This window comes from Methanosphaerula palustris E1-9c, assembly GCF_000021965.1.
Lineage (GTDB): Archaea > Halobacteriota > Methanomicrobia > Methanomicrobiales > Methanospirillaceae > Methanosphaerula > Methanosphaerula palustris.
Genome location: NC_011832.1, coordinates 1,101,884 through 1,117,947 on the forward strand (window position 1 = coordinate 1,101,884; position 16,064 = coordinate 1,117,947).

The 16,064-nt window shown below is 54.5% G+C and carries 11 protein-coding genes; 5 read left to right on the forward strand and 6 right to left on the reverse strand.

Annotation, left to right across the window (positions count from 1 at the left end; translation table 11 throughout):
- Positions 1-207: 207 nt before the first annotated feature.
- From MPAL_RS05350 to MPAL_RS16195, 4 genes are all read left to right on the forward strand, one after another.
- Entirely contained in the window at positions 208-2,865 is a 2,658-nt protein-coding gene (locus tag MPAL_RS05350; protein WP_012617733.1) for a methyl-accepting chemotaxis protein, read from the forward strand.
- Positions 2,866-2,942: 77 nt separating this feature from the next.
- Positions 2,943-3,425 (forward strand): chemotaxis protein CheW, encoded by a 483-nt coding sequence (locus MPAL_RS05355; protein WP_012617734.1) that lies wholly within the window; start codon positions 2,943-2,945, stop codon positions 3,423-3,425.
- Positions 3,426-4,016: 591 nt separating this feature from the next.
- Entirely contained in the window at positions 4,017-8,297 is a 4,281-nt protein-coding gene (locus MPAL_RS14340) for a PAS domain S-box protein (RefSeq protein ID WP_012617735.1), read from the forward strand.
- 94 nt (positions 8,298-8,391) lie between these two features.
- On the forward strand, positions 8,392-8,565 hold the full coding sequence (locus tag MPAL_RS16195; protein ID WP_012617736.1) for a hypothetical protein: 174 nt from the start codon (positions 8,392-8,394) through the stop codon (positions 8,563-8,565).
- A 14-nt stretch (positions 8,566-8,579) separates the two neighbouring features.
- On the opposite strand, the gene MPAL_RS16200 is transcribed toward MPAL_RS16195, so the two are convergent.
- The 6 genes from MPAL_RS16200 to MPAL_RS05385 form a co-directional block, all read right to left on the reverse strand.
- Positions 8,580-8,735: a hypothetical protein gene (locus MPAL_RS16200; RefSeq protein WP_158303634.1), complete on the reverse strand. Its 156-nt coding sequence runs from the start codon at positions 8,733-8,735 to the stop codon at positions 8,580-8,582.
- Positions 8,736-8,915: 180 nt separating this feature from the next.
- Entirely contained in the window at positions 8,916-10,754 is a 1,839-nt protein-coding gene (locus MPAL_RS05365; RefSeq protein ID WP_012617738.1) for a DHH family phosphoesterase, read from the reverse strand.
- A 143-nt stretch (positions 10,755-10,897) separates the two neighbouring features.
- Complete coding sequence (locus tag MPAL_RS05370) at positions 10,898-11,419, reverse strand: 50S ribosomal protein L16 (RefSeq protein ID WP_012617739.1); 522 nt, start codon at positions 11,417-11,419, stop codon at positions 10,898-10,900.
- Between the two features lie 61 nt (positions 11,420-11,480).
- A complete protein-coding gene (locus MPAL_RS05375) occupies positions 11,481-12,239 on the reverse strand; it encodes an ABC transporter ATP-binding protein (protein ID WP_012617740.1) in 759 nt (252 codons plus the stop codon).
- Entirely contained in the window at positions 12,236-13,045 is an 810-nt protein-coding gene (locus MPAL_RS05380) for an ABC transporter permease (RefSeq protein ID WP_012617741.1), read from the reverse strand. The genes MPAL_RS05375 and MPAL_RS05380 overlap by 4 nt, the downstream gene beginning before the upstream one ends.
- Complete coding sequence (locus MPAL_RS05385) at positions 13,045-14,286, reverse strand: ABC transporter substrate-binding protein (RefSeq protein WP_012617742.1); 1,242 nt, start codon at positions 14,284-14,286, stop codon at positions 13,045-13,047. The genes MPAL_RS05380 and MPAL_RS05385 overlap by 1 nt, the downstream gene beginning before the upstream one ends.
- 256 nt (positions 14,287-14,542) lie before the next feature.
- On the opposite strand from MPAL_RS05385, the gene argH reads away from it, so the two are divergent.
- Positions 14,543-16,027, forward strand: a complete 1,485-nt coding sequence (gene argH, locus MPAL_RS05390) for an argininosuccinate lyase (protein WP_012617743.1) — start codon at positions 14,543-14,545, stop codon at positions 16,025-16,027.
- The last annotated feature ends 37 nt before the right edge of the window (positions 16,028-16,064 follow it).

Here is a 16,064-nt window from a genome sequence, read left to right on the forward strand (position 1 = left end):
CAATAACTCAATTATAAGATTCACAGAAAAAAAATTTATCTATTTAGTAAATAAATTTTATTTGATTAAATATTTTTAGTAAACCATCCAGTAGTGCAAAGCTGCTAATATCTTGCTGAAAAACTGAGATAGTCAGCCCGGCACTATCCCTTCACCTATTAAGAGATACTGGAAATGGAGAAGTAATCATTGAATGAGGCAGAAAACATGGATTTTCAACAGTGTACTAATGAACTTGATACAACAAAAGAAAAGGCACAACAGTTTGAGTTCCTCTCAGCCGGGGTCAATCAACTGCCGATCCCACTTCATATCATCGATACCACGTATACGATCACCTCTATTAATGAGGCTGCAGCAACGCTGATTGGAAAGAAACGGGAAGATGTCATCGGTAAACGATGTTCCGATATTTATCGGTCAGGGGCCTGCAACACCCCGGAGTGCCCATGCAGAATTGCGATGGAGAAAGGGATCCCCCATCACTGCGAAATCACCCTCGGTGAGAGGATCATCGACGGGACCGGAGTACCGATGACCGATAGCACTGGGAGAGTGATCGGTGCGATCGAATACTTCTCTGACGTGACCGGACAGAAAAAAGCAGTCACCGATATTGTCCAGGTCACTGAAAAGGTGAAGAGCGGGGACCTCCTGGCACGGACGGATCTCACCATCCACACCGGCGACTTCAAGAAGATGGCCGAAGAGATCAACAGCCTTCTTGACATCTTCGTCGAGAAGAACACCTGGTACAAAGCGATCATCGACGCGGTGCCGTTCCCGATTCACGTCACCGATATGGAGATGAAGTGGACACTGATGAATTCAGCCTTTGAGAAGGTGCTGATAGACCAGGGAGCAATTAAGGACCGTGATTCGAGCATGGGGATGCCCTGTTTCACGGCCAACGCGACGATCTGTAACACGGATAATTGTGGGATCCGGCAGCTGCAGAAGGGGGTTCCTGAGAGTTACTTCGACTGGGGCGGGAGGAGTTTCAAGCAGGCCACTTCATTCCTCAATGACAAAAAAGGCGTTCATATCGGGTATGTTGAAGTCGTGCAGGATCTCACCTCGATCCTTGCGGTCAGAGACTTCACCAGGGCCGAAGTGGACCGGATGGCCGCGAACCTCTCCCTGCTCGCAGAGGGGAACCTCAATTTTAACCTCGACGTCAGGCAGGTCGACGAGTTCACCCTGGCAGAGCATGCCGACTTTTTGAAGATGAACGAGAGTCTGCAACAGGTGCAGCAGGCTGTCAGCACACTTATCAACGACGGGATCCAGCTCACCGAATCAACGGTAAAAGGAAACCTTTCGGTTCGTGCAGATGCATCCAGACACAAGGGAGACTTCAAACGGATCATCGAAGGATTCAATGATACACTTGATGCGATCATTCTCCCAATCGAGGCGGGTAACAAAGTCCTGTGCCAGATCCGGGGCGGTGACCTGAGCGAACGTATGGAGATCGAGTGCTCTGGCGATCATCAGAAGATGAAGGACGCGATCAATGGCGTCCATGCATGGTTGAATGACCTGATCGCATTTATCACAAAAATTGCCAATGGTGATCTCACCGCGAATATAAATAAGTCGTCTGAACATGACCAGGTCCATGAGTGGCTGATGCTCCTTAAGGATAACATCAATGCGCTCGTCGCCGATACAGAGATGCTCTCAGGTGCGGCAGTCGAAGGAAAACTCGCGATCAGGGCCGATGCAACAAAACATCAGGGTGACTTCCGGAAGATCATCGAGGGATTCAATAAGACGCTCGATGCCGTGATCGAGCCGGTCAACGAGGCGATGCGGGTCGCGAACGAGTTCTCCCAGTACAACTACAAGGCTAGGACCGACAAGAATCTCAAAGTAGCCGGAGACTTTATCAAATTCAGGGATGCCCTGGACAATATTGGGATCTCGATCTCGGCTGCAATCGGAGAGATCAGCGTCCAGGTGACCGATCTTGCAGCCTCGGCAGAGGAGGCGAACGCCAGCATTGAGGAAGTGATCTCAGGTGCACAGCAGGTCGCTGAAAGTGCCGGCAAGGTCAGTTCCAACGCCGAGAAAGGGAATCAGGGTCTCGAACAGGTGCTCAAGGCGATGGAGGACCTCTCTGCCGCCGTCGAGGAAGTGACCGCCAGCAGCGAGTCTGTAGCCACCCTTGCAAACGGTGCGAACACCCTCTCCAAGGACGGGGCCGAGCTCGCACGGAAGGCCGAACAGGGGATGGTCGGGATCACCCGATCCACCACGGAGGTTGACCAGATCATCGGCGAGATCAAGGTCGAGATGCAGAAGATCGGAAAGATCGTCGGCCTGATCTCGGACCTGGCCAACCAGACCAACCTGCTCGCCCTGAACGCAGCCATCGAGGCCGCCCGGGCCGGCGATGCCGGCCGTGGGTTCGCCGTGGTCGCCGCGGAGGTGAAGTCCCTCGCCCAGGAGTCGAGGACCTCAGCAGAATCAATCGCCGAGATGATCGGCGGTCTCCAGCACAAGTCAGAACTGGCCGCACAGGCGACCGCATCCGCCTCAAAAGAGGTCGGTGAGGGGTCAGCGGTCCTCTCTGAGACTTTGAACATCTTCAACAGAATTGTCGGTGATATTGAGAAGATCACCCGCTCGGTCGAAGAGGTTGCAAGCGCCTCCGAAGAGCAGGCAGCCACCGTCGAGGAGATCACGGCCAGTGTTCATGAGGTGAGTTCCCTGGTGGACGGAACGGCCAGCGATGCAGGGGATGCAGCAGCAGCCAGCGAGGAGTCCTCGGCGGCGATCGACGAAGTCGGAAAGATCATTGAAAACGTGAATATAGTCGTCGATAAAGTCTCCATGGGGATAGGCAGGTTCAGAGTCTAGAAGGTGAGGTTTCGATGACTGACTCCATTCAAGAGGATCAACCAGAATCCTGGAGAGGAAATACACGAGGAGAATTGATGGCCAGTGCTGCGGAGAGCGTCCAGGTGGTGGAGTTCCTGCTCGGAAGAGAACACTTCGCCATCGATCTCTTCGATGTCCGGGAGGTGGTGGAATATACCACCATCACCAAACTCCCCAACACCCCTTCCTACATCAAGGGGATCATCGATCTCCGAGGGGAGATCACCACGATCATCGATCTGAAACAGCAGATGAACATCCCGGAAGAGACCGAAGTGCATGAGGAGGACTGCAGGGTCATCGTCCTCGATGATAAGATCACAAAGTCCAAGATCGGGATCATGGTCGATGACGTCTCTTCAGTCTCCACCTTCTCCCTGGCTCAGGTCGATAAAACTGCCATCGCAGAGACCAGTGCAGACACCCATATCATCGGTATCATCAAGAAGCAGTCCCGGTTTAAGGATAGAGATATCACGGAACTGATCATCTGGATCGATATCCGTCATCTACTTGAGACCATCAACCACACGGTCTGAATCCCCCTGCCTATTCGCCTGCTGGCTAGGAGATCGACCCCACCTTCAGGAGGGATTCGCGAGCCTTTGTGGGACCGGGCAGGTTAATATTAGGGGACCTGGGGTTGGCTCAGGTGGCAGAGCGTCACCAGGATCAGATCTGACCTCCCCTTTTAATCGATCCGGAACGTCGGCAGCCAGCCTGAAGACCGGGATAAATCTCTCCAGTCTCTTTTTCATCCTATCCACCTGCATATAAGAACTCCGACGATCTTCAGTTTATCCACAAGAAGTGACACGTTGGTGCCGAAGTGCGATTTCACACAACCTCATCTTCTTCCGCTGGTGGCTGGAATATCCTGGGAATGGGTGAATCTGACCGTGTATCTCCATACCGGTTGACGTACCTTCGATACGAGATCATCCTTGTTCAAGGATTTTTATGAATTAATAAGTATGAGCGAATGAACCAGCAAATCTTTATTCATCGGTAATTCAGACAGAGGTAATTGTTGTTCACCCAAATCCCCAAAAATCAGTTATTTTCAATGAAAAATGACGTAATATTCGAATATCCAAACATATAAACTTCCATACGGATATGGATACATTATGGCAGATGGCGTGAGAGTCCTCTATGTCGATGACGAACCGGCTCTCCTCGAAATTGGAAAGATATTCCTGGAACGTTCCGGGGAGTTTCATATAGGAACCTTCCTATCTGCACAGGAAGCACTGGCCTCCCCGTCAATTCAGTTGTGGGATGTCATCGTCTCTGACTACCAGATGCCAGGTATGGACGGGATCGCATTTCTAAAAACGGTCCGGAAACGGTTTGGCGATATCCCGTTCATCCTCTTCACCGGCCGGGGCCGCGAAGAGGTTGTGATCGATGCGATCAACAACGGTGCGGATTTCTATCTCCAGAAAGGCGGCGACTCACGGGCCCAGTTCGCCGAGTTATCCCACAAGATTCGGCAGGTTGTACGCCGGCGGGATGCGGAGCGGGAACTGCGGAAGAGCGAGGACCGGTATCGCTCCATAGTCAACGACCAGACGGATATGATCGTTCGTTTCACTGCTGATGGCACGGTCACGTTCGCCAACGAAGCCTTTCATCAGTATTATCATGCCATACTGGGGTTCACCGAGATTGAGGGAGAGAAGATCCACGACCTCGTGCAGGTGGGGAATTATCAGAATATGGATACTATTCTTAGATCACTCACCCCCAAAACGCCAATATTACATCATATCGAATACCAGGTCAAGGACAGGGACAATACGACGTACTGGCAAACTTGGTCGGTCCGGGCCCTCTTCGACAAGGTGGGTAAATTCGCAGAATACCAGGTCGTCGGAAGGGACATCACCGAGCAGAAGCGATCTTCAGTTGCACTGGCAGAGAGCGAGTCCCGGCTCCGTTCATTCATCGAATCGACCCAGGAAGCGGTCACCCTGGCGGATGAAGAGGGAAAACTGATCGAGTGGAATGCTGCAGCTGAACAGATTACCGGCATCCGAAAAGAAGAGGCTCTTGAGAGTTCCTTATGGGACCTGGCCTTTCGGACAGTCCCCCGTGAGTTCCGTACTGAAGAACGCCGTGCAGGGATTGAACAAATGATTCATACTTCGCTTGAGACGGGCATTCCAATCTTTGAAGAAACCCGAATTGTTGAAGTAGAGCGTCCCGATGGCAGTCGGATCTACACACGACAGACCATTTTTACGATCAAGACCGATCAAGGATTCCGGATCGGTTCGACTGCGATGGATATAACTAGGGAGAGACTGGCGGAAGGTGCCTTAATAGAGAGTGAAGAGAAGTACCGCGAGCTTGCAGAACTCCTCCCACAGATGATCTTTGAAATAGATCTGAATTTTAGGGTAACCTATGCGAACCGGTATGCGCTTACCGTCCTGGGATTGACCGAACAGAATCTCAAAGACAACATAAATGCCATCTCCTTCTTCGATCCATCCCAGCATGCAATAATAGTGGACAACATGCAAAAAGCCCTGAAAAGGATGATCTTTGAACCACGGGAATATATCGCCCTGCGGAGGGATGGCAGCAGATTCCCGGTGATCATCTATGCAGCCCCGGTTTACCAGGATCAGACACTTACTGGATTACGCGGGGTCATCGTCGATATCTCTGAACAGAGAAGAATTGAAGATGAACTCCGGGTGAATGAAAATAAGTTCCGCTCGCTTATTGAGACCTCGCCGGATATGATCTGGGAGATAGACCGTGAATGGAAATTCCGGTACATCAGTCCCAGGGTTTTCACGATCATGGGCTACACGCCGGAAGAGATCATCGGACGATCGGTAACCGATCTGGTCCAAAAAGACGCAATACCGTTTGTTATGCGGGAGATGGCTGGGTATGTCTCTTCGGAGGGTTCTTCTGCCCCCCTGGTAGTACCCAGTTTCGACCGAAACGGGAGAGATCTGATAATCGAGATCCGAATGTCATGGATTATGGACGGTGAGGGCACATTGACTGGATTCTATGGTGTAGCCCGTGACATCACCGAGAGCAGGAAGGCCGAAGAGGCACTCCGACAGAATTATGACGAACTGAGCAAAAAGGAAGATGTGCTCCGTATCAGCGAGGAGAAGTACCGAACCCTTGTCGATCTCTCCCTCGATGGTATCGTTATCATAGACTTTTCGGGTAACCTGCTCTTTGTAAACAAAGCGGCCGGCAGTATCATCGGGGTTGCGGATTCTCAGGCGATGATCGAAAAGAGAAACGTGATGGATTTTATTGTCCCCGAATCACAGGCCGACGTACTTCGGGATATCAGCCAGGTTGCCCGGGGTATCGATACGTACCTTGTTCACTATAAACTGATCACGGAGACAGAGGGGGAGGTCTGGGTTGAGTGTATCGGTAAGAAGATCCCGTTCGGGGATATTTCCGCAATGCTGGTCTCTGTCCGGGATATAACGGAGAGTAAACGGGCTGAGGATATGCTGCGGGAATCAGAGAATAAATTCGCAACGCTCTTCAAGTACAGTCCGGTCTCGCTCACGCTCGTATCCGCAGTCGAAGGGATCTTTAGTGATGTCAACGAGGCTTTCCTGAGAAGCACGGGGTATTCCCGTGACGAAGTGGTTGGCAGAAGGGCGGAGGATCTTGGGATCTTTGTCGACAGGAGTGAATACGAGCGCTTCGTTTCCGTCCTTCGGGAGCGGGGGACGGTCTTCGGCATGGAATTGAAATGCCGGGTAAAATCTGGAGAGATCCGGGACTGCAGGTTCTCCTCAAGTATTATCCTGATGGGTGAAAAACCATACATTTTCTCGACTGTCGATGACATCACTGAACACAAAACTACCGAACTTGCAGTTCAGGCACTGGTCCGGAGCATGGTGGACTCAACCGGGCTTGACGCTCTGAAGAAGATCGCAGAGAATCTCTGCTCCTGGTTGAGCACCGATTGCGTCATGATCGGAGAGATCCAGCCCGACGGAGAGACTGTGAAGGTTTTATCCATGCTGCTCGACGGAGAGGAGGTTCATGGCTTCTCCTACTCGCTCAAAGGCACCCCCTGCAAGAATGTCTGTGAGAGGGGGTTCTGCATCTATCCGGATGATACTCTACGACTCTTCCCGGAGTGCAAGGATTTTGTCGACCTGAATATCCGCGGGTACATCGGGACACCCCTGCGGAATTCCAGAGGTGATGTATCCGGAATTCTCTGTGCGCTCTCCCGCAGTCCACTCACACCCTCCCCGACCATTCAGAAGATCATGGATATTATTGCAGTGAAAGCCGCGGCTGAGATCGAGCGTGTCCAGATAGACCGTATGCTCAAGGAAAGCGAGCATATGCTCAAAGAGGCGATGGACCTGACTAACCTGGTTCACTGGGAGTACGATAGCAGAACTGACCAATATATCTTCAATGACCGTTTTTATGCCCAGTACGGCACTTCAGCGGAGCAGGAAGGAGGATACCGGATGGCCCCGGAGCACTACCGTCGGGAATTTGTTCACCCAGATGATCGGGATGCAGTTGCCGCGGCGTGTCTTAAGTCCCTGCCACCAGTCGATGGAGATGTGCCTGATGCTGATTTAGAGGTCAAGATTGAACACCGTATCGTCCGCAGGGATGGAGAAATTCGCCATATCCTGGTACGAATTGGGTTTATGAAAGATCCAAGAACAAAAATAACCCGATTATACGGCGCAAATCAGGACATCACCGATCGCAAGAGAGATGAGGAAACGTTTCAGCAGGCGAACCGGAAACTCAACATGCTCTCAGACATCACCCGCCATGATATCAGGAATCAGCTCCTGAAACTGGATGGGTTTGTTGAACTGTTACAGATGGAAGCACCTATCCCTTCCTTTGAGAATTTTCTTTCCCATATCACTGCTGCGAGCAACCAGATCGCGAATCTGATCCAGTTCACTGGAGAATACGAGAAGATCGGTGTGCATGCCCCGACATGGCAGGATATCCGGACCTTGGTGGATAAAGCGGGGGTGGATGCGGTGGCTGAACTGGTCACGCTCAAAAATGATCTTCCTACCAACATGGATATGTACGCCGATCCGATGATTGTAAAGATCTTCTTCAATCTGGTGGATAACGCCCTGCGTCATGGCGGTACTATCACAACAATCCGGTTCTCTTTAGAGGAACGAGGTGAGGATCGGATCATTGTATGCGAAGATGACGGTGTTGGGGTAGCCACCGATGAGAAGGAGAAGATTTTTGATCTGGGGTATGGGAAGAACACTGGTTTCGGCCTGGCCATCTCCCGGGAGATTCTCGATATTACCGGAATCACCATTAAAGAGACCGGAGAAGTCGGCACAGGGGCTCGATTTGAGATTATCGTACCGGCAGGTCAGTACCGGTCGACATAATACTAATGTATAAGAGTTCGTTTCAACCTCAGCTGGCCCTGTTTCGGCGTTCCTGTTTCAGCCTCTCCCCATCACCAGCGGACGAAGGAGATCCATGAGACGGGCGATATGGTTGTGGCAGAGGGGGGCCCCGATGATCGAGACCTCCTTCTCCCCGATCTGGTTCAGGTACCGGATCCAGACGGCTCGGTTGGCCAGGAAGTCGACGGGTTCGATGGCGATGATCGCCTGTATTGGGATATCGAAGACAGGCGTTTCTCCCCTGTAGAAGATTTTCGCGAACTAGGGCATCGTTCCCCGCCCGTAGAGACACCGGCTGGTCAGGACGACCTCGGTATTGTTCCGTCGGGACCAGACAAAGAGATCGGGGCGTTTGAATGCGATCGAGATCCCCATCGGGCCGAACCGGTAGAGATTCTCCTCTCCACTCGGATCCATGGTTCTCATGGTGTGTCCCGTCCAGGGGATGAATTTACTCCACGCACTATGCGTAGTGATACATTCAAACTACAATCCCTGGATTCCATTCTCATCGATCACTATTTCAAAGATCCGATGGAACCTGCCGGCAGAGATCCAGCAGACATCTAAAATTGAAGAAGAGAGTGGGTTATGCAGTCACTCGACCTCGGCCTCGGCGATCTTCGCGATCAGCCCTTCGAGGACCTGGTCCCGCATCCCTTCGACGAATTTGATCGAGCCGACGACCAGGTGGCCGCCGCCGCTGATCCCGCCGCCGCTGATCTCGGTCCGGAGTTCCCTGACCATCCGCGGGATGTTCATCAGCACACCCTTGGATCTGAGCACGGCAAAGTCCGGCCCGAATCCGATCGTGACCACCGGTTCGCCGGCATGTTGCTTGCAGAGCCGGTCGTGTACCTCGCCCGAGGTCTTGCCGGGCGGCGGGAACGTGAACTTGTGGGCATGGATCTCTACATCGAGCAGGAATAGGTTGGCCCCGTTTGAGAGGGTCTGCTCCCGAACATGTGGCATCGTCGCGGACATCTGGTCCTCAATGGCAGCGTTCGCCCCTTCGACCAGCAGCCGCACGAACTCGGTGTGCCGCTCGTTCTTGCCGGTCAGGTCCAGGATCTCCTTGATCAGTTCGCGGCCGTCGTTGAACCGGAGCCAGAACTGTTCGTAGTCGAGGGCCAGGGCCATCGCCTTGCAGTCATCCTCGCTGTACTGCTCCTTGATCAGGTCCAGGTACCGCTGTCGTTCGGGGGCTTCGCTCCGGTCCCCGACCCCGGCAATCGCCGGCAGGTGGCGGATCAACGACTCCACTGACGGATTGATCAGCCGTGCGATCTCGGTCCCGAGCATCCCGGCTGTGATTCCGAAGTCTCCGCCGGCATGGTAGGGGTTCACATGTCCGATCAGGTACTGATCGATCACGGCGTCCGGGTGGTGGTGGTCGACGACCAGCACCTCGAGCCCGAAGACCTTCGCCAGCTTCAGCGCCGGTTCGTCCTCCTCGGTCGACCCGTTGTCGGTCAGCAGGATCAGCGGCATCTTCTGCCCATACCTGATGTTGTCCTTCAGGGCAAAGTCGAGGTCCCGAGTGATGTCCTCAATCTCGTAGAACGGCGCCTTAGATGGGGCACGCTTGAAGAGGAAGTAGTCGGCATCGAAGTCTCCGCCGCTCTGCTTGATCAGCGAGACGACGGCCTGTTCGATGGCTACGGCCGAGCAGATCCCGTCCGCATCTGCATGGTGGCGGAGCACGATCGGTTGAGAAGTGAAGATTGCACGCCTGATGGCCTTTGCAATCCGTCGCATCTCAGGCCGAAGTTCGGTCATGACTTCGCTCTCGACCATCAAGGGGATCTCTTCGGGCTCTGCCCGGGCATCGAGCGCCTGCTCGATCCGTTCGGTCACCTCAGCGGCCTCGTCTCCGGTGAGTACCGAGATCGCCCTGACTTCGATCTGCAACTGGTTGTTCCGCTGCATGACCTGGCCTTCGAGCTGGACCAGGGATCCGAGTTCTACCTCCGGGTACGCCCTGACCCCGGCTTCGACGAACGCCGCTGCGTTCTCGCTCCCGGATTCGTCGACGACGGTGAAGATCGTCGGCCCGGAGGTCTGCTTGATCTGGGCGATCTCGCCCATCACCGTCACGGTCCTTCCGATTCGGTTTCCAAGGTCTGCGAGTCTGGTGACGGTGACGGTCCGCGTGACGGACTTCACCTCGTAGGACGGCAGGATCACTTCTTCAAGATCGATGTTCCCGTTCGGCCGGATCGCCTTAACTCTGACCAGGATCTCATCCCGTTCAGCGTGTTCGGTCCTGACATTGGTCTTATGGACGAGCCCCTTGACCCGGTCACTGAGCATCACAAAGGTTCCGAAGTTCGCAAACCCCTGCACCTTTCCTAGATAGATCGCACCCTCTTCGACATCGCCGAGGTCGCATGAGGGTCCGAGCCGGTATACCACAACTTCTGATGATTGATTCATATCTGATCTCTCTTATGTGTCCATATTTTTGAGTGGACGAGGCGTCCTCATCTCTGGTATAGAGAGTGTGCAGACACCCTTTATATTGTCTCTGGCATGAATGCACACGTCGCCAGGTTCCGCCTGGCAGGGAAAAAAGAATATTACTGGGTATTATCCACCGGAACGCGCTCGATGACCAGACGGGCTGGTGACGGCAGTTTGTATCCACCGTGCCGCAGTGCATCCTTTGACTTTTCGATGTACTGCTCGTTGGTGTAGACGGTGAAGACTTTCTGCTTGGGTTGAACCCTGGCTGCAGTCCCGACTGCCTTTCCAAAGGCCATCCGCATTCCTTCCGAGACACGGTCAGCCCCTGCCCCGGTCGCCTGCTTGTTCTCCCTGAGGACGTGGTGCGGGTAGGTTCTGATCTTGAAGTGGAAGTTCGCCCTGCCGACCTGGTCCATCATCTTTCTGTTGATCGCGATACGCGCCGCCTCAAGGGCTGTATGCCTGATCTGACAGGACTCGAGCACTTCAAGCGAGATCTCGACCGGAAACTCCTGACTCAGATTTCCCATCTCGAACTGAACAATCTTGCTGCCGGGCACACCTCCCATATATTTCCTGCGAGTATATGCCTTCTTTGCAAGGTTCCTATACATTTTGCCTGGTTTTCGTACCATATTTCAAAACTCCTCGCTATAATAACGTGCTTTATAAAATGGAGACTGTGGGTATTAAATCTTACTGGCTTTGTGCCCGTTCCTCGATCAGACCAAGCACATAACGTCTCACCTTCGCGAACTCCACGTCGGTCCGGTCGCGGGGCCGGTCCATCCCGACCGGAACGATCTCGCGGATCGTCCCCGGGCGTGAACTGAGCACCGCAATCCGGTCTGCCATGTACACGGCTTCGTCGACACTGTGAGTCACAAAGACCACCGTCTTCTTCGTCTCTGCCCAGATATCCAGCAGTTCCTGCTGCATCGTATTCCGGGTCTGGGCGTCGAGCGCCCCGAACGGCTCGTCCATCAGGATCACGGCCGGGTCGATGGCCAGTGCCCTGGCCACGGCCACCCGCTGCCGCATCCCCCCGGAGAGTTCGTTCGGGTACCGGTCGGCGAAGGCCTCCAGCCCAACCAGTTTCAGGTACTCCATGGCGACCCTGTACCGCTCCTCCCTGCCGATCCCCTGCAGTTCCAGCCCGAAGGCGGTGTTGTCGATGACGCGCCTCCAGGGGTACAGCGAATAATCCTGGAAGATCATTGCGAGTTGTCGGCTCGGACCCTCAACCAGCGTGCCGTCGACCCGGACCTCCCCGATGGTCGGCGTTTCCAGGCCGGCCAGAATTCGGAGCAGCGTCGTCTTCCCGCATCCGGACGGGCCGAGGATACAGATGAATTCGCCTTCTTTAATCTCCAGGTCAATCGACTGCAGGGCTGTCATATGTTCGCCCTGGTCGGTGATAAACTCCTTATTTACGTTCTTTACCTGGAGTTTCATCGTTCAAGTTCCCTCCACATAAACCACCGCTTCTCAACCGTGCCGAGGAGCAGGTCGACACCGAGGCCGATCACACCGATACCGATCATCCCGGCGATAATCACCGGAACCTGCCCGAAGTTGTACGAGTAGAGGATCAGGTAACCAAGCCCCGATGACGTGCCGGGCATCATCTCTGCGGCCACCACACACATCCATGCGATGCCGAATCCAACTCGGAGACCAGTCCAGATCGTCGGCAGTGCTGCCGGCAGCACCACGGTTCGCAGCATCTGCAGTTCGTTGGCTCCGAGGATCGCAGCCATCTCGATCCAGGTCTTCTTCACCGATCTGACCCCGTCGAGGGTGTTCAACAACACCGGGAAGAAGGTTCCGAGGGCGATGATGAAGACCATTGAGGTGAGCCCGATCTTAAACCAGGCCAGGGCCAGCGGAACCCAGGCCAGTGGTGGAACCGGCCGGAAGATCTGGATCAGGGAGTCGAAGAGGTCATGGACCAACGCCCACCTGCCCATCGCAATCCCGAGGGGGATTGCAATCACCGATCCGACTGCGAATCCGACGATCACCCGCTCAAGGCTGATGATTGCATTGTCGACCAGCGACCCGGTCCCGAGGATCGGGGTGAACGGGCTGGCGATCACCATCAATACCGACTCCAGCCGCGGGAGGATGAACTGATTGTTGATCACTATTGCAACAAGTTCCCATAAAAAGATCAGGAGTATCGGCATGGCCGCTTTGAGCAGCCATCGCCGGTACCTGTTTCCGTGTTTCTCTGAATTATACTTTGAAAACCAACTCATTAGACCTCTTTCACCACCACGCCGCTGTCCTTCAGGGCGAACCGGAGCATTACGTCCTGGATCGAGCCCTTGCTCGGTACAGCGATCTTCAGCGGGTTTCCTGCGGTCGAGCGCTGCTGTGCCCATCCAATGAACGAGTTCCAGTCGCCTGCCGGTGAAGACGCAGCAGCAACAAGTCCTGATCCTTCATTATTGATTGGCATGAGTACTTTTATAGGCATTCCTGTGTCGATGGCTGCGATCGCAGGTGGTACTCCTGCATAGCCCATCTGGACGCTCGAGGTACCTTCCAGCTGCATCAACTGCGGGCCGGCATCGGCTGAAACCAGTTTCACCTCAGCCACCTTTTGGCCGTTCACGATCAGATCGCAGACATCGGGCTTGGACTGGGTTGGGTCCTGGGGCTTGAGGGCGATGCCGTAGGTGTCGCTCATGTACTGCCACTTCTTGATCGCGACCAGGAGTCCGGCAGAGTGCATGTCACCCTTCAGGTAACCGACACCGATCTGCCCGTCGATCTTCGCAGGGGTTACAAACTTGTTCTGGCTGATCATCGTTGTCGCGTTCTGGTACGGCCCGAAGTTGAAGAGCAGATTGTCCACCTGGTCTGGAGTGGCGTTGTTGAGCTTCCCGGAGAGCAGGCCGAGAGATTTCTGGGCTGTCACGAACTGACGGGTCCCGTTCTTCCAGGAATCCGAGGGAGTCGTGGTGTACTTCACGTTTTTGATCGCACCACTCACCGCACTGCCCGAGGCGACGGAGACATTACCATAGGTCAGATTACCCCGGCCGGCCAGCCAGTCTGCCATAATGTCGGCGGATTCATCCTGATGGTCGGTAATATACTGGTCACCAAGGATCGTCAGGGCGCTCATCGTGTTCACAAAGTCGGGATGCGCTGCGATCAGGTCATCCCGTGCCGTCACGACGCAGCAGGGGTGATCGTTCCAGGATGCGTTGGGCGGGAAATTCTGCGAGAGGGAGACCAGCTTCGCGATATTTGCATCGAGTCCAATCTGGACGAACGGTTGCCAGGCGATATAGCCGTCGATCTGGTTCATTGCGAGCAGATTCGGCATCGGACCGACCCCACCGCTGTACAGGAGATCGACCTCGGTGACCCCGGATGTCGTGTTGTTCGTCTTGGTTCCATTCTGCTGGGATGTAGTAGTGCACCCTGCAACCATGAGTGCCACGATGACCGCTGCGATCACCATGACAAGCAATTTTGTACGTGCCATGCGGTACCATACGATCCATACTAATTTAATAGCTTCTTCTTTATCCAAAATTTTTCTCGTTTAAGGATAATTATCTATTGTTATTGTAAACAATTGTCTAATTTTATCTATCTTTCGTCCAGCAGCAACAGAGGGGTTCCTGGGAGGTGCTCTCTGATATTTTTTCCGGGTAATGGCTCGTCCCATCGGGATAGGTGCCTTTAATCGTCTCTTGATACCATGCGTATAGTATTAGGAGAGGTGCGTATCGTTGGGTATGATACATGATGTTGTACGGGAAGGACGACTGAGTGGGGTTCGATCAGGGGAGGTTGCAGCCTTCCTCTCATCACGGAATGCGGATCACTGGATCGCAGAAGCAGACGTACTGGTGGATATTGCTCACCTGTTGATGCTGTACCGGCAGGGGATCATCGAACCGGAACCAGCCGCCGCTGTGATGGATGTCCTCCTCCGATTTTCGGCAGATGGGGTCCCTGAAGAGGCGTTCGATGAACAGTTCGAGGATATTCATGCAGGGATAGAATCGCTGCTGATCGCTGAGGTCGGGATCGAACAGGGCGGGCGGCTCCATATCGGCCGGTCCCGAAACGACGAGGTTGCGACCTGTCTGCGCCTCCGGCTCTGCGAGGAACTGCTGGTGATCGGGGATGCCGTGAACGGTCTCTGTGAGGTGCTGGTCTCGCTCGCCGGGGAACATACTCATTCAGTGATGCCGGGATTCACCCACCTGCAGCATGCACAGCCGACCACGCTGGCCCATCATCTGCTCAGCTATGCGCAGGCCTTCAGCCGGGACCTGGAGCGACTGCTGTCGACCTACCAGCGGGTGAACCGGTCGCCCCTTGGGGCAGCTGCATTTGCGTCGACCGGATATCCCATCGATCGGGAGTTCACGGCCACGATGCTCGGCTTTTCTGGAGTGCTTGAGAATTCGATGGATGCGGTCTCGACCCGGGACTTCGCTCTCGAAGCGCTGGCCGACTGTGCGATCCTGATGGTGAATGCCTCGCGCTGCTGTGAGGAACTGATCCTCTGGTCGTCGTCGCTGGTCCGGTTTGTCCAGCTCGACGATGCCTACTGCTCGACCAGTTCGATCATGCCGCAGAAGAAGAACCCCGACACCCTAGAGATCATGCGGGCCCGGGCTGGATCGGTGATTGGCGCCTCGACGGCGGCGCTTTCGATCGTGAAAGCCCTACCAATGAGTTACAATCGCGACCTGCAGCAACTGACCCCCCACCTCTGGGAGGGGATCGGGGATGCGGGAGCATCGATTCGGATCCTGGCCGGGGCTCTTTCGACCGCCACCTTCAACACCGAGCGGATGGAGACCGAGGCCGGTCGGGGATTCTCGACTGCCACCGAGCTGGCTGATATGATGGTTCGGGAGTGCGGTCTTCCGTTCCGGACCGCCCACCACATCGTCGGCAGGGCCGTCCGGTCGGGGAGCCTGACCCTTGTCTCGCTGAAGAAGGCCGCGACCGGCGAATCGATCGATCTCACTGCCCTTGGCCTGACTGAAGAGAAAGTCCAGGCCGCTCTTGACCCGGTTCATGGGATCGAGGCCAGGTCCGTGCTCGGTGGGCCAGCGGTCGCATCTGTCAGCACTGCGATCGAAACACTGCAGGAGTCCGTAAAAGCCGGCAGGACTGCTATCGCAGAAGAACGATACCGGCGGACCACCGCGATCACCACCCTCATCAAGGAAGCACGGAGGCTGAAAACATTCCATCAGTAAGACTGCAGACCGGCGACCGGGTTGTATGCACCTATGC